This is a genomic window from Streptomyces sp. NPDC056503 (genome assembly GCF_042794995.1).
In the GTDB taxonomy this organism is placed as follows: domain Bacteria; phylum Actinomycetota; class Actinomycetes; order Streptomycetales; family Streptomycetaceae; genus Streptomyces.
On the sequence record NZ_JBHTST010000104.1, the window covers coordinates 5,253 to 31,139 of the forward strand.

Here is a 25,887-nt window from a genome sequence, read left to right on the forward strand (position 1 = left end):
GGGTGCGGCGGGGGGGGGCGCGGGCGCCACGCCCCGGGGGGGGGCGGGGGGGGCCGGGGGGGGCCGCGGGGGGGGCCCCCCCCGCGCGGCCCCCCCCGGCCCGGACCCACTCGCGGTGGTCGGCCTCCGAACCCCAGGTGTTCCAGCAGCCGTTGACGCAGGACGAGCCGCCGACGACCCGGGCCCGGAAGCGGTGCGCCGCCACCTTGCGCTCCCACAGGTCCTGGCGGGGCAGGGCGCGCGCGTCGAGCAGCGGGGCGGGCCAGTCGGCCGGGTCGGGGCCGTGGTCGGGCCCGGCCTCGACCAGGCAGACGGACCGGCCCGGGTCCTCGCTGAGCCGGGCGGCCAGCACACAGCCGGCGACACCGCCGCCGAGGACGAGGACGTCGAAGCGGTCGGCGCTCACGCGGCGTCCTCCGGCCCGGTCAGTGCCGCGGCCTCGGCCAGCAGGGCGGCCCGGTCGATCGCGTCGCTGCCGGTCGCGGGCACGGTGCAGGCGTGGGCGCCGGCGATCGCGCCGTAGAGGGCGCACCGTTCGACGGGCTCGCCCGCGAGCCGGCCGAAGAGGAAGCCCGAGGCGTAGGCGTCGCCCGCGCCGTTGGAGTCGACGACCGGTCCGCGCGGGGCGACGGCCGGGACGTGGAGGGGGGCTCCGCCGTCTCGGGTGAGGAGGTAGGAGCCCTCGGCGCCGGCGGTGGCGACGACGACCTCGGCCCGGCCGCGCTCCAGGACGCGCCGCATGGTGGCCTCCGGGTCGGACAGGGCCGTCGTGGAGACGAAGACCAGGTCGGAGCCGTAGGCGAACTCCTCGTGGTAGGGGTTCTCGCCGTCCCAGTTGTGCAGGTCGGTGGAGACGGTCAGCCCCGCCTCGTGGAGCAGCGGGAGGGCGTGGGCGCACGGGTAGGTGATGGAGACGTGCGCGTGCCTGCTGGCGGCGGCCAGCTTGCGGACGGTGTCCTCGGGGAGCCGGTCGGCCTCGTCGGAGCGGCTGTTGTCGTAGAGGGAGAGCCGGCGTCCGTCCGGTCCGACGAGGTTGACCGCGCGCTTGGTGCCGCCGGGCTGGGGCACCTCGGTGAAGTCGATGGCGCGGTCGCGGTGGAAGGCGCGGATCAGGTCGCCGGAGGGGTCGTCGCCGATCATGTCGATGTGGTGGGTGCGCAGGCCGAGCGAGCTGAGTCCGAGGGCGACGAAGTCGCCGGTCTGCCCGGCGCGGGTCTCGATGCCGGGCTGGATCATGTAGCTGTCGGCGTACGGGAGCGGAAGCTCGGGGACGTACACGATGGTGTCGACGCCCGACCCTCCCAGGACGAGGACGTCGTACGCGCTGCTCATGGCTGTTCCTCTCGGTCACGGGCCGCAACTGCCGCGGATCGCTGAGGAGTTAAGCAGCCCGTCGATCATGTCGGCAAGATCTTGCAGGGTGTTTCAGAAAACTCTTGCGAAGAGAGGGGTGGAGGGAGGCCGAGGAGCGGGCCGAGGAGGGTGGGACGCGCGGGAACGCCGAGGGTGGGACCGGCGCGCGGCCGGCCCCACCCGTGGTGCGGTCGCGGATCAGCCGCGCCAGGCGTCCGTGAGGGTGAGCCGCCCGGAGGCCGGGACGGTGGCGGTGCGGTTCGCGCCGCTCTCCCACGTCACGGTGCCCGCGGCGTCCTTGCGGACGTACTTGTACGCGAAGGAGGTGCCCGCCGGAAGGTCCAGGTCCAGCTTCCACACCGGGTACGCCGCCGGGTCCAGCTTCGGGGCCGCGGCGGGGGACCAGGCGCCGAGGGCGGCGATGTCGCCGACCAGGTGGATGTCCTGGCCCGGGACGGTGGTGGCGGTGACGGCGAAGGAGGCGCCGGTCCCGGTCTGCTCGCCGCCGTCGTCGCAGGGGTTGCCGGTGCCGACGGCGCCGCCCTTGACGGTGACGTCACCGGTGCCCAGCGCGTAGTTGACGCCGTTGTTGTTGTCCCAGGTGCCGGAACCGTTGTTGAAGGCGGCCTTCATGCCGGTGGCGGAGCCCAGGGCGACGGTCTTCTTGACCCAGCCGGCGCAGGCGGCCTCCATGGCGACGCCGGGGGCGGTGGTCCACTGGCCGCCGGTCGGGGCGTAGTGGAGGTGGTGGGCCGACCAGTTCCTGTCGGTGCCGTAGTAGACGGTGACGCTGTTGTCGCCCTCCTCGGGCTTGTCGCCGCCCGCTCCGACGTGGAGGGCGAGGGCGTCGTTCGCGCCGACCGTGGCCGTGAACCTGCCGTCGCCGCCGACGGTGTACGTGGTGCCCGTGCAGCCGCCGTTCGCGGTGGGGTCACCGTGCTGGACGTCGCAGTAGGTGCCGGCCGGCAGCGAGGTCTGGAAGGTCTGGGTGATCGCGCCGCCCTCGCGGTTGACCGCGACGAAGCCCTTGGTCCCGCGGCCGAAGGCGATGGCGTTGTTGCCGTTGTCCCACCAGTTCGTGACCGCCGTGCCCTCCGTGGCGTTGCGGAAGCCGACCATGTTGGCGATCTGGCGCCAGGCGTGCTGACACGACCAGCCGTTGGCGTAGCAGGCGCCGACCGTGTGTCCGTTCGGCGCGCCGTCGTCCTTGCTGCCGAACTCGTAGCCGGAGTGGACCGAGGGGGTGCCGTAGGGGTGGGCGAGCATGAAGACGTTCGCCAGGGTGTAGCGGGACCCGTCGCGGTGGTTGAGGCTGCTGCCGTTGCGCTCGGTGTCGTGGTTGGCGACCATGCTGCCGCTCTTGCCCGAGGGCATGTAGCCCCACGCCTCGCCGAAGTTCTTGAGGTAGGAGAGCTTCTCGTTGGTGAAGATCCGCTTGAGGTCGGTGGTGTAACGGAACTCCTGGACGTCGCCGGTGGCCAGGTACTCGCTGGGCGAGACGGCCTCGCCGGCGCCGTGGATGGCCTCCTGGATCCAGTAGACGTCCGGGTCGGTCAGCTTGGAGCGGATCGCCGCGAGGTCGCCGGCCGCGATGTGCTTGACGGCGTCCATCCGGAAGCCGTCGACGCCCATCGACAGCAGGTCGTTGAGGTACCCGGCGATCGTGCCCCGGACGTGGTCGCTGCCGGTGTTCAGGTCGGACAGCGAGGGCTGGCCGGTCTCGCCGAGCTCGCACTCCTGGATGTTGTACCGGTCGGAGTAGTTGCCCCCGATGGGGCGGCGGCAGCCGTGGAAGTCCTGGTCGGAGTAGAAGCCCGGGTAGGTGTACTTGCCGTAGGCGGTGCCCGCCGTGCCGGTGCCGGAGCCCGACGTCATGTGGTTGATCACCGCGTCGGTGACGACCTTCACCCCGGCCCGGTGGCAGGTGTCCACCATGTTCCGGAAGGCGGCGCGGTCGCCCAGCGGGCCTTGGATCTTGTAGCTGACGGGCTGGTACGCGGTCCACCAGGCGGGGCCCTGGATGCGCTCCTGCGGGGGCGAGACCTGGACGTAGCCGTAGCCCTTGGGGCCGAGGGTGTTCGTGCACTCGCGGGCGATCGAGTCGAAGTTCCACTCGAACAGGACGGCGGTGACCTTCTTGCCGCCGTTGGCGGTCGGGGCGGCCGCCGCGGGCGTCGCCGGCGCGCCCAGCGCCGTCGTCAGGCCGAGCGCCAGCGCGGCGGTCGCCAGACCGGCCGTCGGCCGCCGGAAGGCATGGGTGAGGCCGAACCTCATGGGTGTGCTCCTCGTGGGGGTGCGGGTGCGGGAGACCCGCCGTACCGGTCAACGGGACGGCGCGCCACGGGGGTTGAAAGAACTTGCCGTAACTTTCAGCAAGACCTTGAGCAAGCTAGGCGTGGCGTCCCGAGAGCGTCAAGACGTCGGACAGGGGAAATCCCGCACGCCCAGGGGGAAATCCCGCACGCCCGCGATCCGCGCACACGAAGAAGCCCGCCCCCCTGAGGGGAGCGGGCTTCGCCGACCGCCGCGCGAGGGCGGCGGGGTGTCTCAGCCGAGCACGACCGGCAGGTCGAAGAGGTCGTTCTGGGTCACCACCGGCTTGTTCCGCAGCTCCTCGCGCCCCACCGCGAGACGCAGCTCCGGGAAGCGGGCGTAGAGCGCCGGAAGCGCCACCGAGGCCTCCAGACGGGAGAGCGCCGCGCCCGGGCAGACGTGCGGGCCGTGGCCGAAGGAGATGTGCCGGATCGTCTCGCGCGTGACGTCGAAGTCGCCCGCCGTCGGACCGTGCTGGAGCTCGTCCCGGCCGATCGCGCCGTGCGACACGATCAGCGCCTCGCCCTTCGGCAGGACCCGGTCGCCGACCTGGACGTCCTCGCTCGCGAAGCGGATGAGCACGTGCGAGGTGGGCGTCGACCAGCGCAGGGTCTCCTCGATCACGTTCTCCCACGGCACCTCGCCCTTGAGCACCAGGGCGCGCTGCTCCGGGTGGGTCTCCAGGGCGACCACGGCGTTCACGATCAGGCTGATGGTCGTCTCGTGACCGGCGGCCACCATCAGCTGGAGGGTGTTGGTGATCTCCTCCGTGGTGAGCCGGTCGCCGTCCTCCGAGGCCTCGATCAGCGCGCTCGTCAGGTCGTCGCCGGGCGACTCCTTCTTGCCCGCCACGATCCCGGCGAAGAGCGCCCCGAGGTCCGCCATCATCTGCGGCACCTCCTCCGGCGGCGTCTGCGTCGAGAAGAACTTGTCGAACAGCGCCTTCATCCGGGGGTGGTCCGCCGCGTCCACGCCCATCAGCTCGCCGACCACGTTCATCGGCAGCGGGTAGGCGAACTCCGCCTTCAGGTCCACCGTCTCGCCCGCCGGGCGCTCCGCGAGCCGGTCGAGCAGCCCCGTCGTCAGCGCCTCGATGCCGGCGCGCAGCCGCTCCACCCGGCGCGCGGTGAGCGCCTGGGCGACCAGGGTGCGCAGCCGGCGGTGCTCCTCGCCGTCCACCGTCAGCATCGACTTGCCGGGGTTGGCGAGGCCGATCAGCGGCCAGTCGAGCGGTATCTCGCCGCGCTGCCAGGCCCCCCACTGCTCGATGTCCTTGACGAGCCGGGCGTCGGTGAGGAGCGCCCGGGCCTCGGCGTGGCGGGTGACGGCGTAGCAGGGCACCCCGCCGGGCAGCACGACCCGGGCGAGCGGTCCGGCCTCGCGGAGCCGGGCGCTCTCGCCGTCGAGGTCCGTGACGAACGGGTCGAGGACGACGGGCCCGGCGGTCGCGGTGTGGTCGATGGGGCAGGTCATGCGGTCCCTCCAAGGGCGGGGGTCGGGGTGTACGTCACCGGCAGCGCGGTGAGGCCGCGCAGCCAGGGGGAGGGGCGACGTGTCAGGGCGGGTTCGGCGACGGCGAGGTCGACGTCCGGCAGCCGGTCGAGCAGCACCTCGATGCCGGTCCTGGCGATGGTCTCGGCGACCTCCTGCGCGGGGAACGGGCAGCGGTGCTCCCCGTGGCCGAAGGAGAGGTGCGCGTTGTTGCCGCCGGTGAGGGCGCCGGCGTCGGCCCGGACGTGCGGGTCGGCGTTGGCGGCGGCGAGCCCGAGGAGCACCAGGTCGCCGTGGCCGATGTGCCGGCCGCCGAGGTGGGTGTCGCGCGAGGCCCAGCGGCCGGCGACGTTCTGCGTGGGCGTGTCCTCCCACAGGACCTCGTTCATCGCCTCGCCGACGCTGTGCCGGCCGCCGGAGAGCGAGGCGGCGAAGCGGTCGTCGGTCAGCATCAGGCGCAGCGAGTTGCCGATCCAGTCGGCGGTCGGCTGGTGGCCCGCGGCCATCATCACCATGAGGTCCTGGGCGACCTCCTCGACGGTGAACCCGGCCGTGTTGCCGAGCATCCGCGAGGCGACGTCGTCGCCGGGCGTCTCCGCCTTGGCGGCGAGCAGCGCCACCATCGACCCGCCCAGGTGCTGCTGGCCGGCCAGCGCGCCGGGACCGCCGTTGATCATGTCGTTCATGGCGGTCACGAGCGCCGGGCCCTGCGCGTCGGCGAAGCCGTAGATGCTGGCGAGGACCCGGACCGGCAGCAGCATGGCGTACTCGGCGATGATGTCGCACGCGCCCTTGCCGCACAGGCCGTCGATGAGCTCGTCGGCGAACCGTTCGGCGCGCTGCCGCAGTTCGAAGGGGTCGACGGCCTCCAGCGCGGCGGAGATCACCTCGGCCCGCTCGCGGTGCCGCTCGCCGACCGTGTACAGGATCGACGGCTGCCTGCGCCCGATCATCGGCAGCAGCGGCCAGTCGGCGGGGATGGCGTCCCACTGGTTCCACAGCTCGGAGTCGCGGGAGAAGAGCACCGGGTCGCTGGTGACCTGGTGCAGCTCGCGGTAGCCGAGGACGAGCCAGGCGGGCACGTCGCCGTCGAGGACGACCGGGGCGACGGCCCCGTGGTCCCGCCGGATCCGCCGGTACAGCTCGACGGGGTCGGTGTGGAAGAGCGGGCCGCTCAGCGGGACGGGCGCGGGCTCGGCAGGGTTCACGGGGTGGACTCCGGGACGGGCCGCGGACCGTGCTCGGGGTCGGCGGCGACGACGTTCTTCAGGTGCTCGACGAGCGAGATGAGGACCTGCTTGCTGGACTCCCGGGACCGGGCGTCGCAGAAGACCAGCGGGACCTCGTCGGCGAGGTCGAGGGCCTCGCGGATCTCGGCGGCGGTGTGCGCGGGCCCGCCGAAGTCGTTGCAGGCGACGACGAACGGGGTGCCGTGGTGCTCCAGGCGGTCGACGGCGTACCAGGAGTCCGAGATCCGCCGGGTGTCGACGAGGACGACCGCCCCGAGCGTCCCGGAGAAGAGGCGGTCCCACAGGAACCAGAACCGCTCCTGGCCGGGCGCGCCGAACAGGTACAGCACGTTGCGCGCGTCGAGCGAGATCCGCCCGAAGTCGAAGGCGACGGTGGTGGCCGTCTTGGCGGTGACGCCGACGGTGTCGTCGATGCCCTCGCCCGCCTGGGACATGGTCTCCTCGGTGTTCAGCGGACGGATCTCGCTGACCGAGCGGACCAGGGTGGTCTTGCCGACTCCGAAGCCGCCGACGACGACGATCTTCAGTCCGTTGTCGGCGGTGCTGCTCAGGGTCTGGTGCTGCTCAGAGATTGCGGAGTCCAACGAGCACCTGCTCCAGGATGTCGTGATCGGGAAGGCGGTACGAGGTGGGGCGGGGGTGCCGCGCGCTGATCCGGCCGGTGTCGTGCAGGTCGGCCAGGAGGATCCTGGTGATCGACACGGGCAGCCCCAGCCCGGCGGCGACCTCCACCACGGCGGTGGGGAAGCGGCACATGCGCAGGATGGCGGCGTGCTCGGACTGCATGCCGGGCACCGGATCGCTCTCCGCCACCACGAGCGTGACCACGTCGAAGGCGGTGGACCCGGTGCCGCTGCGGCCGCCGGTCAGGGTGTAGAGCCGGTCGGGGGAGTCGTCGCGACCCGGCCTGACGCGGCTCATCCCCGCGGCCTCGCGACGAGGTGCTCACCCAGCTGTTCGACCAGTTCGGACATGTTGTGCCCGACCAGCCCGGCGTCCGCGTCCTCGTCGGCGACGAGGGCGAGGTGGGCGCCCTCCCCGGCCTCGACGATGAAGAGGATCCCGCCGTAGAACTCGGCCATCGCCGAGCGGACCCCGCCGGTGCCGTCGCCGAACTCCACGGAAGCCCCGTGGGACAGGCTCTGGATGCCGGCGGCGATGGCGGAGAGCTGGTCGGCCTGGTCGACGGTGAGCCCGGAGGTGCGGCAGAGCTTGAGTCCGTCCCGGGAGAGCACCAGGGCGTGCCGGGTCCCCGGGGTCCGTTCGAGCAGGCCCTCCAGGAGCCAGCTGAGCTTGTCGTCGGTGGTCGTGCCGGTCATCGCGGATTGCCTTCCGAATGGGGGTGGTTCGAGGGCGGCGTGGTCGGTTCCGCCGAGGGGCCGGCCGGTGCGCCGGAGCCGGCGGAGGGGGTGTCGCCGGACTTCGGCTCGGTGCCGCGCAGTCCGCTCTGGAAGCCGCCGAAGCGGGCCGAGGCGCGGGCCGCCTCGCCGGTGCGGGGCGTGGCCGGGCGGGCCGGTTCGGCCGGGGTCTTCTCCTGGTGGGCGGCGAGGGTCCGGCCCCGCCGCCTGCGGGGCAGCGGGATCCCGGAGTCGTCGCCCTCGGCCGGGGCCTCGCCCGCGGTCTCGTGGGCCGTCTCCGGTGCGGCGGCCGGCGCGGCGTCGGGGGCGGTGCGGGGGCCGGGCACGGCGAGCGGCGCGGTGGTCCGGGCGGGCGGTCCCGCCGGCTCGGAACCGCGGGTGACGATCTCCTGGGGGACCATCAGGACGACGCCGGTGCCGCCGCGGGCGGAGGGCCGGAAGGAGACCGACAGGTTGTGCTTGCGGGCCAGCCGGCCGACCACGTGGAGGCCGAGGCGGGTGCCGGAGAGGCCGGCCAGGTCCTGGGTGGTCGCGTCGACGGCGGCCTCGGCGCGCCGCAGCTGGACGTCGCTCATGGTCAGGCCGCTGTCCTCGACGGTGATGACGACGCCGGCCGGGACCTCCTCCACGTAGACGTGGACCTCCGCGCTCGGCGGGGAGAAGTTGGCGGCGTTGTCGAGGAGTTCGGCGAGCGCGTGCATGACGCCCTCGGCGGCGTGGCCGGCGACGGCCGCCTCGCACTTGGAGTGCAGCCGGACGCGCTGGTAGCCGGCGATGCGGCCCATGGCGCCGCGCAGGATCGACTCCATGACGATGGGCCGGGCCCAGCGGCGGCCGGAGCGGGCGCCGGTGAGGACCGCGACGGAGTCGGCGAGCCGGCCCGCCTGGGCGGTGCGGTGGTCGAGGTGGAGGAGGTCGGCGAGGACGTCCTCGGCGGCGTGCCGGTGCTCCATCTCGCGCAGGTCGGCCATCATGCTCGTGGCCAGTGCCTGCATGCGGCCGGCCGCGTTGGCGGCGGCGGCGAGGGCGGCGGAGCGGGCCGACTCGGCGCGGCGCAGCCGCTGCTCCAGGCCGGCGACCGCGGCCGCGTGGCCGGCGGCGAGCCGCTCGGCCTCGGCCCGCTGGGTGCGGACCAGTTCGTCGGTACGGGCCGCGTGGGCGGCCGTCTCCGCGGCGGCCTGGGCCGTGTGACGCTCGCTCAGGGCCGCGGCCTCGCGCTCGGCGGCGGCCTGGCGCTGGGCGGCGTAGGCGTCCTGGGAGGCGACCTGGGCGGTCAGCCGCTCGGCTCGCCTGGCGAGGCCGCGGGCGGTGCGCGCGTACCAGGTGACGGCGAAGGCGGCGGCCGCGAGGAGCAGTACGCCGCAGACCGCGAACCAGGCCAGCGAGGGGCGGACTTCGGCCGGTGCGGCACTCGTCGCGGCGGCGGTGAGCGCACCGCCCGCGGCGAGGGTCAGCAGGGAGGCGATCAGGGCGGGGCGGAACGGGGTGGGCGACGCCGACATCAACCGGACTCTCGAGAGGCAAGCACAGGGGACGTTCGGAACGACCGCACTATAGAGGCGTTGATGATCGGTTCGAAACTCTTCCTGATCGGATCGGTATCCGGAGTCATACAAAACCTTCCAAATGGTGGTCCAGATTCCGCGTCGCGCCCGAAGCCGGACCCGACGGGCCCACCACCCGCGCCGTACCGGCAGAATGACGGACCGTACGGTACGTCCCCGACCGGAAGGCCTCCCTGTGCAGCTGCCCGACTCAGGCCGTGGCGTCCTCGTCAGCGGCGCCTCCCGAGGGCTCGGCCGGGCGGTCGCCCGGGCGTTCGCGGCCAACGGCGACCGGGTCGCCGTGCACTACGGCACCCGCGCCGACGAGGCCCGCGCCACCCTCGACTCCCTCGAAGGCGCCGGACACGTCCTGGTCGGCGGCGACCTCACCGACCCCGAGGGGGCGGCCCGCGTCGTCGACGCGGCCGCGGAGGCCCTCGGCGAGGGCGGCGGCGGCATCGACGTCCTCGTGAACAACGCCGCCGTGAACCTCCCGCATCCCCTCGCGGAGACCCCGTACGAGGAGTGGGCCGCGCTCTGGCAGCGCCACGTCGCCGTGAACCTGCTCGCCACGGCGAACCTGAGCCACCTCGTGGCCCGCCGTCTGATCGACCGGGGCACCGGCGGCCGGATCGTCAACATCGGCTCCCGGGGCGCCTTCCGGGGCGAGCCCGACCACCCCGCCTACGGCGCCACCAAGGCCGCCGTGCACGCGCTCGGCCAGTCCCTCGCCGTCTCCCTCGCGCCGCACGGCATCGCCGTCGCCTCGGTCGCCCCCGGCTTCTTCGCCACGGAACGGGTCGCGCCCCGCCTGACCGGCGCCGAGGGCGAGGCGATCCGCACGCAGAGCCCCTTCGGCCGGGTCGCCGCCCCGGACGAGATCGCGGCCGCGGTCCTCTGGCTCGCCTCGCCCGCCGCCGAATGGGCCTCCGGCACGATCCTGGACCTCAACGGAGCCTCGTACCTCCGGAGCTGAGGCCGGCGTACCCCCGCGCGAGGAGGCGTGCGACCCGGTGAACGGTTCGAACGCCTGCCTCCCGCGCGCTTGCCCGAAAGGATGAACGGCGGGCGTCGGCGGCGTTTCGCGGCCCCGTCGCCGTCACCCTGCTGCCGTGCGTAAGGAGCGCGAGATCACGGTCCCCTCCCCGAGGTCGCCCCGGCGGGGCGACCGGCGGGCAGGAGGACCGGGCGGCCCGGCGGCGGGACCGGCGGCGACGCGACCGGGGGCCCGGGACCGGGCACGGTACTGGGTCGACCGCACCGTGGTGCGCGGGGTGCCGGCCCTCGTCGCCTGGCTGGCCCTGGCCTGCCTGTCCCTGGTGGCGCCCGCGAGCGCCCTGCTCGTGTGGACCGACGACACCTCCCCGGACACCCTCCAGGGCAAGGCGGCCACCGTCTGGCGGACCGTCGGCCAGACCCTCCGGCTCGGCGGCGAGGTCGGACCGCCCCTGCGGATCGCCCTCTCGGTCTTCCTCGCCCTGGTGTCGCTCCTGTACGTCTCCACCCTCGTCGGCCTCGTCACCACCGCCATCACCGACCGGCTCGCGGAGCTGGAGCGCGGCCAGACCACGGTGGTCGAGCGCGGCCACACGGTGGTGCTCGGCTGGTCCGAGCAGACGCCCACGCTCGTCGCCGAACTGCTCGCCGCCCACGCCCAGCGGCGGCGCGGCGCGGTGGTCGTCCTGGCGGACCGCGACAAGGCCGAGATGGAGCGGGAGGTGCGGGGCACGGCACCGGCCCGCGGCCGGGTCCGGCTGCTGTGCCGGCGGGGCCGTCCCACCGACCCGGCCGCGCTGGCCCGGGTCACCCCCGCCGCGGCGGCGGCGGTCGTCGTGCTGCCGCCGGACGGCCCCGACGCCGACGCGCAGGTGATCAGGACGCTCCTGGCACTGCGGGCGACGGTGGGGGAGGGCTGTCCCGTACGGATCGTGGCCGCGGTCCGGGACGGGGCCCACCTGCCGACGGCCCGCCTGGCCGCGGGGCCCGGCGCGCTCGTCCTGGACGCCGACGACCTGGCCGCCCGGCTGCTCGTCCAGTGCGTCCTGGAACCCGGGCTCGCGCTCGTCCTGGAGGACCTCCTGGACTTCGCGGGAGCCGAACTCCACACCCTGCGCCGCCCGGACTTCGCCGGCCGCGGCTTCGGTGAACTCGCCGCCGCCTGCCCGGACTCCTGCGCGATCGGGATCGTCCGCGGCGACGGCGTCCCGCACCTCTCCCCGCCCCCGGACACCGTGCTGCACCCGGGCGACGTGCTTCTCGTCCTGGCCGAGGACGACCGCGCGACCGTCCTCCCCGCCGCACCGGGCACCGCCCCCACGACCGCCCCGGCGACCACCCCCGCCCCCACGACCGCCTTCCCCGCCCGGCCCGCTCCGGCGGGCGCTCCCCGCAGGGCGCTGGTCTTGGGCTGGAACCGGCGCGGCGAGCGGGTGGTGGAGGGCCTGGTCCGGGGAGGGGTGACGGCGGTGCGGGGCGACGACGACGTGCCGGTGGAACCGGAGGCGTACGACCACGTGGTGATCCTGGCCGGCCCCGACGGCGACGGGCCGGGCGACCCGGACGGCCGGACCCTGGTCGCCCTGCTCCACCTCCGGGCCCGCGCCCGTCAGTCGGGCCGGACCGTGCCGGTGACGGCCGAACTCACCGACGCCCGCAACCGCCCGCTCGCCCCGGCCGGGCCCCGCGCCGACCTCCTGCCCACCGGCCGGCTGACCGCCCTCCTCATGGCCCAGGTGGCGTGGGACGACCGGCTGGCGGCCGCCTTCGACGAGCTCTTCGCCGCCACCGGCACCGGGGTCCGGCTCCGCCCCGCCACCGACTTCCTCCCCGCCGACACCGAAGCCTCCTTCGCGGCCCTCGCCGAGGCGGTCGCCCGGCACGGCTGCGCCGCCATCGGCCACCGCCCCCGCGACGCCCGCCGCCCCCGCCTCAACCCGCCGAAGACCGAGACCCGGCGCTGGTCCGCCGGAGACGTCGTGATCGTCGTCGGACCGGCCTGAGGTGCCGGTCGCGCGTTTTCGCAAGTGATCACGGTGCTCCGTAGGATCGGGGGGTGAACGAGAACCTTCCCCCATGCCCCGCATGCTCCGGTGCGTACACCTACGAGCTGGGTGCGCTGTACGTCTGCCCCACATGCGGCCACGAGTGGTCGGCGGGCGGTGACGCCGCCGCCGGGGGCGAGACCGGCGGCGCCAAGGTGGTCAAGGACGCCGTGGGGAACGTGCTCGCCGACGGCGACACGGTCACGGTCGTCAGGACGCTCAAGGTCAAGGGCAGCCCCGGCGGCATCAAGGCGGGCACCAAGGTCCGCAACATCCGGCTCGTCGACGGCGTCGACGGCCACGACATCGACTGCAAGGTGGACGGCTTCGGTCCCCTGCAGCTCAAGTCGAGCGTGGTCAAGAAGGCCTGACCCCGCGCACGGCGCGTACGCAAGGCCGTACCGGGGGGCGACACCCCCGGTACGGCCTTCCGCGGTCAAGGGTCCGGAATGTCGTACCTTGTCACGCGTACCGTCCGGTCGTCGCCGCGGCGAGAGGCTCCCGTCGTGCCCCTGGTGCGTTCCTGGCTCCCCGAGCGCCCCCGCTCGACGGTGAGCTGGATCGTCGCGGGCTGCACCACGGCCCTGCTCCTGCTGGTCCTCGACGACACGGACCGGTTCTCCACCGCCGACGCCGGCGTCACCGTGCTCTTCTCGTACCTGTCCACGTACCTGGCCGTCACCCTCACCGCCTTCTCCACCGCCGGACCCGAGGCGATCCGGGCCTGGGCCGGGCGCCGTGAGGAGCGCGGCACGGTGCTCCAGCGGTACGTGCTCGGCACCGCCCCCGGCCCCGGCGTCTCCCTCTCCATCGCCGCGGCCGCCCTGCTGGTCGCGGTGGTCTGGCGCCCCGGCCACCTCGGCACCGAGCTCCCCGAGGGCGTCCGCGTCGTGATGGCGCTCGCGCTCGTCGTCACCGCCTGGGCGAGCGTCCTGACCGCCTTCGCGGTCTGCTTCCACGCCGACAACCTGGTGGAGGGCGAGCGGGCCCTCGACTTCCCCGGCGACGGCCCCGCGCTCTGGTCCGACTACGTCTACTTCGCCCTCTCGGTCATGACCACCTTCGGCACCACCGACGTGGACGTGACCTCCCGTGAGATGCGCCGGACCGTCTCGGCCAACGCGACCATCGCCTTCGTCTTCAACACCGTCACCGTGGCGAGCCTCGTCGGCGCCCTCGACGCCGGCTGAATCCCCCCGTCACCCCGCTGCACCCCGCCCCGTCCCCGCCCCCTCCCGGTGGCCGTCAGCCGGTCGTCTCCCGCGTGCCCGCACCCCGCTGTTGGAAATGAAAACGATTTCCGATAACGTCTGCGACGCACGCAACCGACGGCAATCCGAGAGGAACTCCGGTGGGACATCTGCTGGTGATCGAGAGCTGGGTGGGGTCGATGAGCAGACTCCTGCCCGCCGCCATCCGCCAGGACGGGCACGAATTCACCTTCGTCACCCGCGATCTGCACCACTACCTGCGCGCCGCCCCCGCCGACGAGGGGCCGCACCCGCTGCTCACCGCCCGCAACATCGTCACGGCGGACACCAACGACCCCGACGCCCTGCTTCCGCGTCTGGAGGCCCTGCACGCCGCCCTCCGCTTCGACGGAGTGATCTCCTCCTGCGACTACTACCTGCCGACCGTCGCCCGGGCCGCCCGCCGGCTCGGCCTCCCCGGCCCCGCGCCGGAGGCCGTCGAGGCCGCCTGCCGCAAGGACCTGACGCGCCGTGCGCTCGCCGCCGCCGGCGTGCCCGGACCCCGGTACGCGCTCACCGACGGTGCCGCGGCCGCCGTGGCCGCCGCCCGCGGGCTCGGCTACCCGCTCGTCGTGAAACCCGTGGACCTGTGCGCCGGCATGCTGGTCCGCGCGGTGCGCGACGAGCGCGAACTGGAGCGCGCCTGCCAGGACCTCGCCGACTTCCCCGTCAACGCCCGCGGCCAGGCCCGCAGTCCGCTGGTCCTCCTCGAAGAGCTCCTCCACGGCCCCGAGGTCAGCGTCGAGACCGTCACCTCCGGCGGCACCACCCACGTCGTCGGCGTCACCGACAAGAGCATCGGCGGAGCCCCCGCCTTCATCGAGACCGGACACATGTTCCCCGCCGGGATCGGGGAGACCGCCGCCGCCGAGGCCGCCGCCACCGCGCGGCGGGCCGTCGAGGCCCTCGGCCTCGACCGGGTCGTCTGCCACACCGAACTCAAACTGACCCCCGACGGCCCCCGCGTCGTCGAGGTCAACCCCCGCCCGGCCGGCAACCGCATCACCGAACTCGTCCGCCACGTCACGGGTGTCGACCTCGCCGCCGCCTGCGTGGACGTCGCCCTCGGCCGCACCCCCGACCTCGCGCCCCGCCCCACGGGCGTGCGCAGCGCCGCCATCTCCTTCCTGCTGCCCGACACCGACGGCGTCCTCGCCGGCATCGACGGCGCCGACGCGGTACGGAACCGGCCCGAGGTCCTGGAACTCACCCTCGCGGCACCCGGCCGGGCCGTCTCCGCCGCCACCAGCAACAACGCCTACCTCGGCCACGTCATGACCGCCGACACCCAGGGCCCCGGCGCCCGCGCCGCCGCGGAACGGCTGCTCGCCGGCCTGCGCCCCCGCTACACCGCGGCGGCGGTGTCCGCGTGACCCTGTCCGCCCCGCGCCCGCGCCCGCGCCCGCATCCGCATCCGCGTTCGAGCCCGAGCCCGAGCCCGAGCCCGAGCCCGCTTTCCGGCGTCCCGTCCGCCCGCGCCCACCCCGACCCGGCCGTCCGGACCCTCGCCGACCTCTTCCACCTGGTCCGCGCCGGTGCGTACGGCCCCGACCCCGCCGGCACCCGGATCGCGCTCGCCTTCACCACGACGCAGGCCGTCCGGCACGAGGGCCGGACCCGCGGATACCGCAACGAGGTGCTCAGCCTGCGGCTGGACGCCGCCGTCGGATCCTGCGCCGTCGAACCCGGGACACTGCCGCCGGACGCCCTCGACGACTGTGTCGGCGCCACCGTCGCCGAGCTCCTCGGCCACCCGCTCACCCCCGTGCGGATCGCCGCCCTCGACGCCTACCTCGGCCACGTGCGCCCCCACACACCCGCGCACGGCGCCCGCCCCCACCCCCTGCCGGGCGGTGACAGCCTCACCCGCTCCCGGGCCCGGGCCCGCGCCGTCGTCGACCTGCTGCCCGACCCGGCACCCGGCCGCCCGGTCCTGGTCGTCGGCGTCGTCAACTCGCTCCTCGAACGGCTCCGGGCCCGCGGGCTCGCCTATCTGCCCTGCGACCTCAAGGGCGGCACCACCGAGTGGGGCGAACCCGTCCTCACCGACGCGGCCGAGCACCTCGACCACTGCGGCGCGGTCCTCGCCTCCGGGATGACCCTCGGCAACGGCACCTTCCAGGGCCTCCTCGACCACACCGCCCGCACCGGCAAGCCCCTGGTGATGTTCGCCCAGACCGGCAGCGCCGTCCTGCCGCGTTTCCTCGGCGCCGGAGTGACCGCCGTGTCGGCGGAGCCGTACCCCTTCTTCTGGCTCGACGGCGGCCCCGGCACCCTCCACCGCTACGGAGACCGCGCATGACGACCGCCCCCGCCCCGTCCCTGCCCCCGCCCCGGTCCGGGGCGGCGCCCGTCGAACCCGGGCTGCTGTCCCTGGTCGGCCGCACGCCCGTCGCCCGGATCCACACCCCGCTGCCCCACCCCCACCCCGGCTTCTGGGCCAAACTCGAATGCCTCGGCGCCGGCGGGATGAAGGCCCGCGCCGCCGTCTCCATGCTCACCGGCGCCCGGCGGCGCGGCGAACTGCGCCCCGGCGCCCCCGTGGTGGAGTCCACCTCCGGCACCCTCGGGATCGGACTCGCCTTCGCCGGACAGGCCCTCGGACATCCCGTCGTCCTCGTCGGCGACACCGAACTCGAACCCTCCATGCGGCAGCTGCTCCACAGCCACGGAGCCCGGCTCGAACTCGTCGACCGGCCCGCGCCGCACGGCGGCTGGCAGGCCGCCCGCCTCGCCCGGCTCCGCGAGCTCCTCGACCGCACCCCCGACGCCTACTGGCCCGACCAGTACAACAACCCCGACAACCCCGCCGGTTACCGCTCCATGGCCGCCGAACTCGTCGCCCAGCTTGACCACCTCGACGTCCTGGTGTGCAGCGTCGGCACCGGCGGCCACAGCGCGGGGCTGATCGGCCCGCTGCGGCGCCGCTGGCCCCGGCTCAGGGTCCTCGGCGTCGACTCCGTCGGCTCCGCGCTCTTCGGCCAGCCCGCCAGACCCCGGCTGATGCGCGGCCTCGGCAGCAGCATCCGTCCCCGCAACGTCCGGCCCGAACTCTTCGACGAGGTCCACTGGGTGGGCCCCGCCGAGGCCGTCGACGCCTGCCGGCGGCTGGCCCGCGGCAGCTTCGTCTCCGGCGGCTGGAGCACCGGCGCCGTCGCCCTGGTCGCCGCCTGGGCCGCCCGCGCCGAGCCCGGCGCCGTCGTCGCCACCGTCTTCCCCGACGGCCCCCACCGCTACCTCGGGACCGTGTACGACGACGACTTCTGCCGCGCCCACGGACTCATCGGCACCACCCCGGCCGCCCGCCCGCTGGAGATCCCGCACCCGCGCGCCGCCGAGGCCGTCGGCTGGACCCGCTGCCGGACGACCGCCCGTACCCCCGCCCCCGCGCCCGTCCGCACCCCCACCCCGGCCCGTACCCCCGACCCTCTTCCCGTCCCCGCCCCTCTTCCCGTCCCGATCCCCGCGTCCCGCCCGTCGGCCCCCGGAGGAGCCGTATGAGACTCACCTGGACCACCACCACCCTCCACCTCGCCGAACCGCTCCGCATCTCCCGCTCCGTGACAGCGCGCCGGGACGCCGTCCACGTCCGCCTGGAACACGCCGGGCTCGACGGCTGGGGAGAGGCCGTCAGCAGCACCTACCTCGGACTGCCCACCGAAGCGATCCTCCGGCACCTGGCCACCGTGCGTCCCGCCGTCGAACGGCTCCCGGACCCCGGGACCGCCTGGGCCGAGCTCGCCCCCGAGGGGCCCGTCGGCGCCGGACTGCCGGCCGGGGTCCTCGCCGCCGTCGAGTCCGCCGTCCTCGACCTCGCCGCCCGCGCGGCCGGCGCCCCCGCCCACCGCCTCCTCGGCAGCCCCCGGCCGCCGTCCGCGCCCACCGCCCGCACGCTCGGCATCGTCCCGGCCGCCCGGGCCGCCGCCGAGGCCGCCCGGCTCGCCGCCGCCGGGTTCACCGTCCTGAAGATCAAGGCCGGTTCCCCCGACCCCGCCGACGACCTCGACCGGGTCGCCGCCGTCCGCGACGCGGCCCCCGGCGCGCGGCTGCTGCTCGACCCCAACGGCGCCTGGACCGAGGAGCGGGCCCACGCCCTGCTGCCCCGCTTCGCCGAACTCGGCGTCACCGCCGTCGAACAGCCCGTCCCGCCCGGCCGGCCCGACACCCTGGCCCGGGTCGCCGCCGCGTCCCCCGTCCCCGTCATCGCCGACGAGGACGCCGTCACCCACGCGGACGCCGTCGCCCTCGCCGGCCGCGTCCACGGCGTCAACGTCAAGCTCGCCAAGTGCGGCGGCGTCCGCGCCGCGCTGCGCATCGACGCCGCCCTGCGCGGCAGCGGCACCGAGCTCATGCTCGGCTGCCTCACCGCCAGTTCGCTCGGCATCGCGCCCGCCGTCCACCTCGCCGACCGGGCCCGCTGGGTCGACCTCGACGGCCACCTCCTCCTCGCCGACGATCCCTGGACCGGCATCGGCGGCACCGACGGCACCGTACGCGTCACCGACCGCCCCGGCCTCGGCGTCCGGCCCCGCACCCCCGGCGGACCGATACCGGGGGAGGACCACGGGTGAGCACCCTCGCCGCCGTCCGGAGCTTCCCGGCCGCCGTACGGCTCCTGCTCGTCAACCAGCTCGGCGTCAACACCGGCTTCTACCTGCTCGTCCCCTACCTGGCCGTCCACCTCACCGACGACCTCGGACTCTCCGCCGTCGTCGTCGGCCTCGTCCTCGGCCTGCGCAACCTCAGCCAGCAGGGCCTCTTCCTCATCGGGGGCTCCGCCGCCGACCGCCTCGGCGCCCGCGGCGTGATCATCGCGGGCTGCGCGCTGCGCACCCTCGGCTTCTCCCTCTTCGCCCTCGGCGACGGACTGCCCGTGCTGATCGCCGCCTCGGTGCTCAGCGGCCTCGCCGGCGCCCTCTTCAACCCGGCCGTCCGCACCTACCTCGCCCAGGAGGCCGGCGACCGCAAGGCCGAGGCCTTCGCCCTCTTCCAGGTCTTCGCCACCACCGGCGCCCTCCTCGGGCCGCTCCTCGGCAGCCTGCTGCTCCTCGGCGGCTTCCGCACCGCCGCCCTCACCGCCGCCGGCGTCTTCGCGCTGCTGACCGTCGCCCAGGCCGCCGTCCTGCCCGCCCGGCCCGTGCCGCCCCCGGCCGGCACCGTCCTCGGCGACTGGCGGGAAGCCGCGGCCGATCCGCGCTTCGCGGCCTTCGCCCTGGCCACCGCCGGCCTGTACGGCCTGGAGAGCCAGCTCTACCTGCTGCTGCCGCACACCGTCCGCGAGGCCACCGGCCTGCCCGGCGCCGTCGGCCTCCTCTTCGTCGTCGGCACCCTCGCCGGCCTGCTGTTCCAGCTCCGCCTCACCCGCCGGCTCACCGCGCGGGGCGGCGGCCGGGGCCGCTGGGTCGCCGCCGGACTCGCCCTCGCCGGGCTCGGCTTCCTGCCACCGCTGCTCGCCTCGGGCGCGGGGGAGCCGCACCCCGCGCGGCTCGTCGCCGTCCTCGCGGGCGTCCTGCTGCTGTACGCGGGGCTGATGACCGCCCAGCCGTTCGTCATGGAACTCGTCCCGGCCTTCGGCCGGCCCGAACTCACCGGCACCCGCTACGGCCTCTTCCACGCCGTCTCCGGCATCGCCGCCGCCGGCATCGGACTCGGCATCGGCGCGGCCATGGACACCGCCGCCCGCGGCGGCCCGCGCTGGCTCCCGTACGCCTGCTGCGCCGCCCTCGGCCTCGGCTCGGCCGCGGCCGTCGCCGCGCTCCACCGCCGCCGGGCCCTGCCCGCACCACCCGTGCCCGCCGTCGAACGGCCCCGACCCCGCAGCGAGACCCGATGAGCTCCGGCAACCTCCTCACCGACCACCCCGAGCTGTACGAGGAGCGGTTCCCCGACCCCGAACGGCTCGCCGCCCGCTGGGCCGAGACCACCCTCCGCCGGTACGGCTCCGGCCCCCGGATCCTCGACATCGGCTGCGGCACCGGCCGCGACGCCGCCTGGCTCCACCACCACGCCGGACGCGACGTCACGGCCGTCGACACCGCCGCCTCCATGCTCGCCCACGCCCGCCGCCACCACCCGGGACCCGAATACCGCCAGGCCGACATGCGCGACGCCGACCTCGGCCGCGCCTTCGACGCCGTCCTCTGCCTCGACAGCGCCCTCCTCCACTGCCACACCAACGCGGACCTCGCCGCCACCCTCGCGGTCTGCGCCCGCCACCTCGCGCCCGGCGGGCTCCTCGTCGTCGAGATGCGCAACGGCGCCCACCTCCTCGGCGACCGCTCCCTCCTCGACGGACCGGCCACCGCCACCTTCCGGCGCGGCGCCACCACCCACACCTCCACCACCACCCTCCGGATCGACCACGCCGCCCAGCTCCTGCGCCGCCACCGCGTCTGGACCGCCGACGACGGCTCCCCGCCGCACGAGGAGCGCACCGCCTGGCGGCTGCTGTTCCCGCAGGAGCTGCGGTACTTCCTCGCCGTCGCCGGCTTCGAGGTCCTCGCCCTGCACGACGGCCCCGGCCCGCGCACCGAACCCGTCTGGCGCGAGGGCGACCCGCCCGGTACCGGCCTGCGCGCCGACCGCCTCCACCTCGCCGCCCGCCTCGCGCCCGGCGGCCACCCGCACCCCACCGTCCCGCACCCCAACGGAGCCACCACACCGTGACCAGCCCCCGCCTCCTCCTCGCCCGCACCCGCAGGCGCCTCCTCCTCGCCACGGCCGTCCTCGCCCTCACCGCCGGCTGCGCCACCGGACCCGGCACGGCCGCCGACGACCGCGCGGCCGCCGAAGGCCCCCGCCGCGGCGGCACCCTGCGCGCCGCCTTCGCCGGCGGCGGGGCGGCCGAGACCCTCGACCCGCACGCCGCCAACCTCTTCGTCGACGCCGCCCGCGCCAAGGCCCTCTACGACAAACTCGCCGACTTCGGCGCCGACCTCGCCCCCGTGCCCCGCCTCGCCGCCCGCTGGGAACCCAACCGCACCCTCGACACCTGGAAGGTCACCCTCCGCGCGGCCCGCTTCCACGACGGCCGCCCCGTCACCGCCACCGACGTCCTCGCCAGCTACCGCCGGATCGCCGACCCCGCGGGAACCTTCCGCGCCAAGGCCTCCCTGGAGCCCATCGACCTCGCCGCCAGCCGCGCCCTCGACCCGACCACCGTCGAGTTCCGCCTCAAGCGCCCCTACGCCGAATTCCCCAACGTGCTCGCCGCGTTCGGCACCTCGATCATCCCCGCCGGCACCACCTCCTTCGAACGGCCCATCGGCTCGGGCCCCTTCCGCTTCGCCTCCTTCACCCCCGGAACCTCCCTCGTCGTCACCCGCAACGACACCTACTGGGACGGAGCGCCGCACCTCGACCGGGTCGAGTTCGTCATCGCCTCCGAGGAGTCCGCCCGCACCTCCGCCCTCCTCGCGGGCCAGGTCCAGTACGCCCACGAGCTCGACCCCGCCACCGCCCGCACCCATGAACACGGCGGCCGGATCCGCGTCGTCCGGCTCCCCGGCAGTTCCCTCCAGGGCTTCGTCATGAAGACCGACCGGCCGCCCTTCGACGACCGACGGGTCCGCCAGGCCTTCCAGCTCATCGCCGACCGGCGCGAACTCGTCGACGGCGCCCTCTCCGGCGCCGGAGAGATCGGCAACGACCTCTTCGGCAAGGGCTACAAGTACTACGCCTCCGGCATCCCGCAGCGCACCCAGGACCTCGCCCGCGCCCGCGCGCTCCTCAAGGCCGCCGGCCGGGAGAACCTCAAGGTCACCCTGGACACCGCCCCCGCCGCCACCGGCTTCGTCGAGGCCGCCGGCATCTTCCGGGAGCAGGCCGCCGAGGCCGGCGTCACCGTCGAGGTCAGGGTCGGGAACAAGGACACGTACTGGAAGGACATCCTCGACGGCGGCACCTTCGCCTCCTACCGCTCCGGCGCCATGCCCATCGAGTCCCACATCTCCCAGCGCCTCCTCACCGGCTCCACCACCAACGCCACCCACTGGCGCCACGCCGACTTCGACGCCCTCTACCGCGAGGCCCAGTCCACCCCCGACGAACGGCGCAGGACCGCCCTCTACGAGCGGATGCAGCGCCGCCTCCACGACGAGGGCGGCTTCCTGGTCTGGGGCTTCTCCGACTGGATCGTCGGCACCGCCCCCGGCCTGCACGGCGTCGACACCCGGGCCCCCGCCAACACCCTCGACTGGGCCCGCTTCGACAAGACCTGGCTGACGTGACCCGCCACCTCCCCTGGATCGGCCGCCGTCTGCTCCTCGGAGCGGCGCAGACGGCGGCCGTCGTCCTCCTCGTCCTCCTCCTCACCGAGGCCCTGCCGGGCGACGCGGCCGTCGCCCTCGCCGGCGACCAGCCCGACCCGGACCGCATCGCCCGCATCCGCGCCGGACTGGGCCTCGACCAGCCCCTCCCCGAACGCCTCCTCGACCGCCTCACCGCCCTCCTCCACGGCGACCTCGGCACCTCCCTCGTCAGCGGCCGGCCCGTCGCCGACCTCCTCACCGGGGCGCTCGGCCCCACGGCGCTCCTCGCCGCCGCCACCCTCGCCCTGCTCGTCCCGCTCTCCGTCGGGCTCGGCGTCGCGTGCGCCCGGCGCGAGGGCGGACCGCTCGACCGCGCCCTCAGCGCGTTCACCCTCGCCGTGCACTCCGTCCCCGAGTTCGCCCTCGGCGTCCTGCTCGCCACCGCCTTCGGGCTGTGGCTCGGCTGGCTGCCGCCCACCGCCGTCGGCGTCGACCCGCTCGCCGAACCCGCCGTCCTCGTCCTGCCCGTCCTCGTCCTCGCCGCCCGGCCCGTCTGCACCATCAGCCGGCTGGTCCGCGCCGGGACCGTCGAGGCACTCGCCTCCCCGTACGTCGCCCACGCCGTCCGGTACGGAGTCCCCGGCACCCGCGTCCGCTGGACCCACGCCCTGCCGGGCGCCCTCGCGCCCGCCACCCAGCAACTCGCCCGCACCTGCGACTGGCTGCTCGGCGGGGTCATCGTCGTCGAGGCCCTCTTCGCCGTCCCCGGCCTCGGCACCGTGACCGTCGACGCCGTCGCCGCCCGCGACGTCCCCGTCCTCCAGGGCGCGGCCGTCGTCTTCGGCACGGTCACCGTCCTCGTCAACCTCGGCGCCGACCTCGTCGCCCGCCGCCTCGCGCCCCGCAGGGAGGTGATCGCGTGACCCGCCACGCCCCCGCGGCCCGCTACGCCCTCGGTGCCGCACTCGTCGCCGTACCCCTGCTGCTCGCCGTCCTCGGACCGCTCGCCGCCGGTCCCGCCGGGCCCCGCACGGTCTCCTTCGACCCGGCGGCCGGCCCGCTGGGCAGCGACTTCGCCGGCCGGGACGTCCTGCGGCAGATCCTCCTCGGCGGCCGCTCCGTCGTCCTCGTCGCCCTCGCCGCGACCACCCTCGCCTACCTGGTCGCCGTCCCGCTCGGCCTGGCCGCCGCGCTCACCCGCCGTGCCTGGGTGGAGGAGGTCCTGATGCGTCCCCTCGACGTGCTCCTCGCCGTCCCCACCCTGCTGCTGGTGCTCCTGGTGGCGGCGACGCTCGCCCCCGGACCGGTCGGGCTGACCGCGCTCGTCGGCGCCGCCGCGGTCCCCGACGCCGCCCGCGTCGTCCACGCCACCGCCGCGGAGATCGCCGCCCGGCCCGCGGTCGAGGCCCTGCGCATGCAGGGCGAGTCCTGGGCCCGCACGGCCCTCGGACACGTGGCCCGCTCGATGCGCCGCACCCTGGCGGCCGACGCCGGGATCCGGCTCACGGGCGCCCTCTACCTGGTGGCCACCGCCGCCTTCCTCGGTGCCGGAGTCGCGCCGGACGCCGCGGACTGGGCCGTGATGGTGGACCGCAACCGCACCGGCCTCTTCCTCCAGCCGTGGGCGGTCGTCGTGCCCGCGCTCCTGGTCGCCGCCCTGTCCATGGGCACCAACCTCCTCTTCGACGCCGCCCTGCGCGCGCCGGTGCCCGCCCCGAGCAAGGGAGACCGTCCATGACCCCCGTCGCCGAGACCGCCGGACTGGGCGTGGAGGTGAACGGCCGCCGCCTCCTCGACGGCGTGGACCTCACGGCCCGCGCCGGCCGGATCACCGCGCTCGTCGGCCCCTCCGGCAGCGGCAAGACCACCACCGGACGCGCCCTGCTGGGGGAGTTCCCGCCCGGTGCCCGCGTCACCGGGCGGATCCGCACCCCGGGCCCCGGCGCCGTCGGCTACGTGCCCCAGCACCCCGCCGCCGTCCTCCACCCCGTCCGGCGGGCCGGCGCCCTCCTCGCCGACATCGCCGCCCTCCGCCCCGGCTCCCGCCGGGAGCGCCGGGAGCGCGTCGAACAGGCCCTGCGCGACGCGCAGCTGCCCGATCCCGACCTCGTCCTGCGCCGCTATCCGCACCAGCTCTCCGGCGGCCAGCAGCAGCGGGTCGTCCTCGCCCAGGCCCTGCTCCTCGGCGCCCGCCTGATCGTCGCCGACGAACCCACCACGGGCCAGGACCCGGTCACCCGGCAGGGCCTCGTGGACACCCTCGCCCACGTCGCCGCCCGAGGCGTCGCCGTCGTGCTGCTGAGCCACGACCACGAGGTCGTACGCCGGCTGGCCGACGAGACGGTGGTCCTGGAGGGCGGCCGCGTCGCCCGCCGGGGTCCCACCGCCGAGGTCCTGCCCGTCCTCCCGCCCCCCGCGCCCCGCCGGGCGGCGGGGCCGCCCCCCGCCGCCCGGCTCGTCGTCCGGGACCTCACCGCCCGGCACGGCCGCGTCCCCGTCCTCCACGACGTCGGCCTCACCGTCGCACCGGGGGAGTGCCTGGCCGTCACCGGCCGCTCCGGCAGCGGCAAGACCACCCTGGGCCGCTGCCTGGCCGGCCTCCACTCCGCCCATGACGGCACCCTCCTGCTCGACGGCGACCCGCTCCCGCGCGGTCTGCGCGCCCGTGACCGCACCCGACTCGCCGCGGTCCAGTACGTCTTCCAGGACCCGAGGGCCGCCTTCGACGAACACCGCCCGGTCCTCGACCAGGTGGCCCGCACCGCCGTCCGCCTGCGCGGCGCCGACCGCCACACCGCCCACCGCGCGGCCGTCCGCACCCTGGAACGGCTCGGCCTGGCCGAGGAGCCGGCGCGCGGCAGGCCCGGCACCCTGTCCGGGGGAGAGCTCCAGCGGGCCGCCGTGGCGAGGGCCCTGCTCGCCGAGCCGGGGATCCTCGTCTGCGACGAGATCACCTCCGGTCTCGACCCGGCGACCCGCGACACCCTCCTGGCCCACCTCGCCGAGCTCCGCGACCGGCGGGGCCTCGGCCTCGTCCTCGTCACCCACGACCGGACGGCCGCCGACACCCTCGCCGACCGCACCGTCGTCCTCCAAGCCGGCCGCCTCGACGCCCCCGGATGATCAACTCCCTGATCAGGACATTCCCTTGGGTGATACGAGGGTGTGCCCTCCGTCTTCTCGTGGCATCCGACAGTACGGCGGCAGGTCGGGGGCGACGCAGACTCGGTGCCTGACGGAGACACCACCCGACGAACACGAGGGGGCGGCACATGACGGTGCAGCAGTACGACGGGATCGGCGAGGCGTTCGAGGGCTTCAAGGCCCTGCCCATCACCCGCTACGGAGAGGTGCCCAGCGTCCTGGAACTGGTCGGGGACGTCACCGGGAAGTCGGTCCTCGACCTCGCCTGCGGCACGGGCTTCTACAGCCGTGAACTCAGGCGGCGCGGCGCCGCGGACGTCCTCGGCGTCGACATCTCCTCCGAGATGATCGCCGCCGCCCGGTCCATCGAGGCCCGCGACCCGCTCGGCGTGCGCTACGAGGTCGGCGACGTCGCCGAACTGGATCCGCCGGACGAGCCGTTCGACCTCGCGCTCGCCGTGCAGTGTCTCAACTACGCGGGATCCATCGCGGAGATGGAGCGGATGTGCGCCAACATCCACCGCGGCCTGGTGCCCGGCGGCCGGCTCTACGTCTTCGCCCAGAAGCCCGACTACGCCTTCGACTGCGCTTCCCTGGAGTCGTACGGCTTCCGCTGCGAGCCGACCGGCGAGGAGATCGAGACGGGCCCGCGCGTCCGGGTCACCGCCCTCCTCGACCCGCACCCCATCAGCATCGTGGGCTCCGCCCCGCGCCGCGAGGTCTACGAGGACGCCCTGGCCAAGGCCGGGTTCGGCGAGGTGGAGTGGCTGCCGATGCGGATCTCGGCGGAGGGCTACGCGGCGTACGGCGAGGAGTACTGGGCCGACCTCCTCGCCCACCCTCCGCTGGAGCTCCTGAGCTGCCGCGCCTGACCCGCCCCGAAACCCCCTGGGG

General features: G+C 75.3%; 24 protein-coding genes. 15 read left to right on the plus strand and 9 right to left on the minus strand.

Features of this window, described 5'->3' with window-relative positions; translation table 11 throughout:
• From ACFQ8C_RS26515 to ACFQ8C_RS26555, 9 genes are all read right to left on the minus strand, one after another.
• On the minus strand, nucleotides 1-406 hold a 406-nt coding region (locus ACFQ8C_RS26515), incomplete at its 3' end, for a lycopene cyclase family protein (RefSeq protein WP_383461981.1).
• The gene (locus tag ACFQ8C_RS26520; protein WP_383461983.1) at nucleotides 403-1,332 is read right to left on the minus strand and encodes an adenosine kinase; all 930 of its coding nucleotides are present in this window, start codon (nucleotides 1,330-1,332) and stop codon (nucleotides 403-405) included. The genes ACFQ8C_RS26515 and ACFQ8C_RS26520, both read right to left, overlap by 4 nt.
• A 219-nt stretch (nucleotides 1,333-1,551) precedes the next feature.
• Nucleotides 1,552-3,627 carry a carbohydrate binding domain-containing protein gene (locus ACFQ8C_RS26525; RefSeq protein ID WP_383461985.1) on the minus strand — a complete coding sequence of 692 codons (2,076 nt, stop codon included), beginning with the start codon at nucleotides 3,625-3,627 and terminating at the stop codon, nucleotides 1,552-1,554.
• Between the two features lie 273 nt (nucleotides 3,628-3,900).
• Nucleotides 3,901-5,139: a cytochrome P450 gene (locus ACFQ8C_RS26530; RefSeq protein ID WP_383461987.1), complete on the minus strand. Its 1,239-nt coding sequence runs from the start codon at nucleotides 5,137-5,139 to the stop codon at nucleotides 3,901-3,903.
• Nucleotides 5,136-6,365: a cytochrome P450 gene (locus tag ACFQ8C_RS26535; protein ID WP_383461988.1), complete on the minus strand. Its 1,230-nt coding sequence runs from the start codon at nucleotides 6,363-6,365 to the stop codon at nucleotides 5,136-5,138. The genes ACFQ8C_RS26530 and ACFQ8C_RS26535 overlap by 4 nt, the downstream gene beginning before the upstream one ends.
• On the minus strand, nucleotides 6,362-6,991 hold the full coding sequence (locus ACFQ8C_RS26540; RefSeq protein WP_383461990.1) for an ATP/GTP-binding protein: 630 nt from the start codon (nucleotides 6,989-6,991) through the stop codon (nucleotides 6,362-6,364). The genes ACFQ8C_RS26535 and ACFQ8C_RS26540 overlap by 4 nt, the downstream gene beginning before the upstream one ends.
• Nucleotides 6,972-7,328, minus strand: a complete 357-nt coding sequence (locus tag ACFQ8C_RS26545; RefSeq protein WP_383461992.1) for a DUF742 domain-containing protein — start codon at nucleotides 7,326-7,328, stop codon at nucleotides 6,972-6,974. The genes ACFQ8C_RS26540 and ACFQ8C_RS26545 overlap by 20 nt, the downstream gene beginning before the upstream one ends.
• A complete protein-coding gene (locus tag ACFQ8C_RS26550; RefSeq protein ID WP_383461994.1) occupies nucleotides 7,325-7,726 on the minus strand; it encodes a roadblock/LC7 domain-containing protein in 402 nt (133 codons plus the stop codon). The genes ACFQ8C_RS26545 and ACFQ8C_RS26550 overlap by 4 nt, the downstream gene beginning before the upstream one ends.
• A complete protein-coding gene (locus tag ACFQ8C_RS26555; RefSeq protein ID WP_383461996.1) occupies nucleotides 7,723-9,267 on the minus strand; it encodes an ATP-binding protein in 1,545 nt (514 codons plus the stop codon). The genes ACFQ8C_RS26550 and ACFQ8C_RS26555 overlap by 4 nt, the downstream gene beginning before the upstream one ends.
• A gap of 196 nt (nucleotides 9,268-9,463) precedes the next feature.
• Here ACFQ8C_RS26555 and ACFQ8C_RS26560 point away from each other — a divergent pair, with 196 nt between their 5' ends.
• The 15 genes from ACFQ8C_RS26560 to ACFQ8C_RS26630 all read left to right on the plus strand — a co-directional run bounded on the left by ACFQ8C_RS26560 (nucleotide 9,464) and on the right by ACFQ8C_RS26630 (nucleotide 25,865).
• Nucleotides 9,464-10,285, plus strand: coding sequence for an SDR family NAD(P)-dependent oxidoreductase (locus ACFQ8C_RS26560; RefSeq protein ID WP_383461998.1), 822 nt, complete (start codon nucleotides 9,464-9,466; stop codon nucleotides 10,283-10,285).
• A gap of 136 nt (nucleotides 10,286-10,421) precedes the next feature.
• On the plus strand, nucleotides 10,422-12,308 hold the full coding sequence (locus tag ACFQ8C_RS26565) for an NAD-binding lipoprotein (RefSeq protein ID WP_383462000.1): 1,887 nt from the start codon (nucleotides 10,422-10,424) through the stop codon (nucleotides 12,306-12,308).
• 53 nt (nucleotides 12,309-12,361) lie between these two features.
• On the plus strand, nucleotides 12,362-12,721 hold the full coding sequence (locus ACFQ8C_RS26570; protein ID WP_383462001.1) for a zinc ribbon domain-containing protein YjdM: 360 nt from the start codon (nucleotides 12,362-12,364) through the stop codon (nucleotides 12,719-12,721).
• A gap of 144 nt (nucleotides 12,722-12,865) precedes the next feature.
• Nucleotides 12,866-13,540 (plus strand): DUF1345 domain-containing protein, encoded by a 675-nt coding sequence (locus ACFQ8C_RS26575; protein WP_383462021.1) that lies wholly within the window; start codon nucleotides 12,866-12,868, stop codon nucleotides 13,538-13,540.
• 161 nt (nucleotides 13,541-13,701) lie between these two features.
• The gene (locus tag ACFQ8C_RS26580) at nucleotides 13,702-14,973 is read left to right on the plus strand and encodes an ATP-grasp domain-containing protein (protein ID WP_383462003.1); all 1,272 of its coding nucleotides are present in this window, start codon (nucleotides 13,702-13,704) and stop codon (nucleotides 14,971-14,973) included.
• Nucleotides 14,974-15,122: 149 nt separating this feature from the next.
• The gene (locus ACFQ8C_RS26585; protein WP_383462023.1) at nucleotides 15,123-15,902 is read left to right on the plus strand and encodes a Rossmann-like domain-containing protein; all 780 of its coding nucleotides are present in this window, start codon (nucleotides 15,123-15,125) and stop codon (nucleotides 15,900-15,902) included.
• A complete protein-coding gene (locus ACFQ8C_RS26590) occupies nucleotides 15,899-17,101 on the plus strand; it encodes a PLP-dependent cysteine synthase family protein (protein WP_383462005.1) in 1,203 nt (400 codons plus the stop codon). The genes ACFQ8C_RS26585 and ACFQ8C_RS26590 overlap by 4 nt, the downstream gene beginning before the upstream one ends.
• Nucleotides 17,098-18,171: an enolase C-terminal domain-like protein gene (locus ACFQ8C_RS26595; protein WP_383462007.1), complete on the plus strand. Its 1,074-nt coding sequence runs from the start codon at nucleotides 17,098-17,100 to the stop codon at nucleotides 18,169-18,171. Before ACFQ8C_RS26590 ends, ACFQ8C_RS26595 begins: the two co-directional genes overlap by 4 nt.
• Nucleotides 18,168-19,433 (plus strand): MFS transporter, encoded by a 1,266-nt coding sequence (locus ACFQ8C_RS26600; protein ID WP_383462009.1) that lies wholly within the window; start codon nucleotides 18,168-18,170, stop codon nucleotides 19,431-19,433. The genes ACFQ8C_RS26595 and ACFQ8C_RS26600 overlap by 4 nt, the downstream gene beginning before the upstream one ends.
• Entirely contained in the window at nucleotides 19,430-20,266 is an 837-nt protein-coding gene (locus tag ACFQ8C_RS26605; protein WP_383462010.1) for a class I SAM-dependent methyltransferase, read from the plus strand. Before ACFQ8C_RS26600 ends, ACFQ8C_RS26605 begins: the two co-directional genes overlap by 4 nt.
• A complete protein-coding gene (locus ACFQ8C_RS26610; protein ID WP_383462012.1) occupies nucleotides 20,263-21,828 on the plus strand; it encodes an ABC transporter substrate-binding protein in 1,566 nt (521 codons plus the stop codon). The genes ACFQ8C_RS26605 and ACFQ8C_RS26610 overlap by 4 nt, the downstream gene beginning before the upstream one ends.
• Complete coding sequence (locus tag ACFQ8C_RS26615; RefSeq protein WP_383462013.1) at nucleotides 21,825-22,772, plus strand: ABC transporter permease; 948 nt, start codon at nucleotides 21,825-21,827, stop codon at nucleotides 22,770-22,772. Before ACFQ8C_RS26610 ends, ACFQ8C_RS26615 begins: the two co-directional genes overlap by 4 nt.
• On the plus strand, nucleotides 22,769-23,587 hold the full coding sequence (locus ACFQ8C_RS26620; protein WP_383462015.1) for an ABC transporter permease: 819 nt from the start codon (nucleotides 22,769-22,771) through the stop codon (nucleotides 23,585-23,587). The genes ACFQ8C_RS26615 and ACFQ8C_RS26620 overlap by 4 nt, the downstream gene beginning before the upstream one ends.
• Nucleotides 23,584-24,972, plus strand: coding sequence for an ABC transporter ATP-binding protein (locus tag ACFQ8C_RS26625; protein ID WP_383462017.1), 1,389 nt, complete (start codon nucleotides 23,584-23,586; stop codon nucleotides 24,970-24,972). Before ACFQ8C_RS26620 ends, ACFQ8C_RS26625 begins: the two co-directional genes overlap by 4 nt.
• A gap of 149 nt (nucleotides 24,973-25,121) precedes the next feature.
• A complete protein-coding gene (locus ACFQ8C_RS26630) occupies nucleotides 25,122-25,865 on the plus strand; it encodes a class I SAM-dependent methyltransferase (RefSeq protein WP_383462019.1) in 744 nt (247 codons plus the stop codon).
• Nucleotides 25,866-25,887 lie beyond the last annotated feature (22 nt).

Excerpts from the sequence above, each read along its gene's own strand:
- ACFQ8C_RS26625 (WP_383462017.1), top strand. The coding sequence starts at position 23,584 with ATGACCCCCGTCGCCGAGACCGCCGGACTGGGCGTGGAGGTGAACGGC.
- ACFQ8C_RS26550 (WP_383461994.1), bottom strand. The coding sequence starts at position 7,726 with ATGACCGGCACGACCACCGACGACAAGCTCAGCTGGCTCCTGGAGGGC.
- ACFQ8C_RS26590 (WP_383462005.1), top strand. The coding sequence starts at position 15,899 with ATGACGACCGCCCCCGCCCCGTCCCTGCCCCCGCCCCGGTCCGGGGCG.
- ACFQ8C_RS26520 (WP_383461983.1), bottom strand. The coding sequence starts at position 1,332 with ATGAGCAGCGCGTACGACGTCCTCGTCCTGGGAGGGTCGGGCGTCGAC.
- ACFQ8C_RS26545 (WP_383461992.1), bottom strand. The coding sequence starts at position 7,328 with ATGAGCCGCGTCAGGCCGGGTCGCGACGACTCCCCCGACCGGCTCTAC.
- ACFQ8C_RS26530 (WP_383461987.1), bottom strand. The coding sequence starts at position 5,139 with ATGACCTGCCCCATCGACCACACCGCGACCGCCGGGCCCGTCGTCCTC.
- ACFQ8C_RS26630 (WP_383462019.1), top strand. The coding sequence starts at position 25,122 with ATGACGGTGCAGCAGTACGACGGGATCGGCGAGGCGTTCGAGGGCTTC.
- ACFQ8C_RS26525 (WP_383461985.1), bottom strand. The coding sequence starts at position 3,627 with ATGAGGTTCGGCCTCACCCATGCCTTCCGGCGGCCGACGGCCGGTCTG.
- ACFQ8C_RS26595 (WP_383462007.1), top strand. The coding sequence starts at position 17,098 with ATGAGACTCACCTGGACCACCACCACCCTCCACCTCGCCGAACCGCTC.
- ACFQ8C_RS26555 (WP_383461996.1), bottom strand. The coding sequence starts at position 9,267 with ATGTCGGCGTCGCCCACCCCGTTCCGCCCCGCCCTGATCGCCTCCCTG.
- ACFQ8C_RS26560 (WP_383461998.1), top strand. The coding sequence starts at position 9,464 with ATGACGGACCGTACGGTACGTCCCCGACCGGAAGGCCTCCCTGTGCAG.
- ACFQ8C_RS26605 (WP_383462010.1), top strand. The coding sequence starts at position 19,430 with ATGAGCTCCGGCAACCTCCTCACCGACCACCCCGAGCTGTACGAGGAG.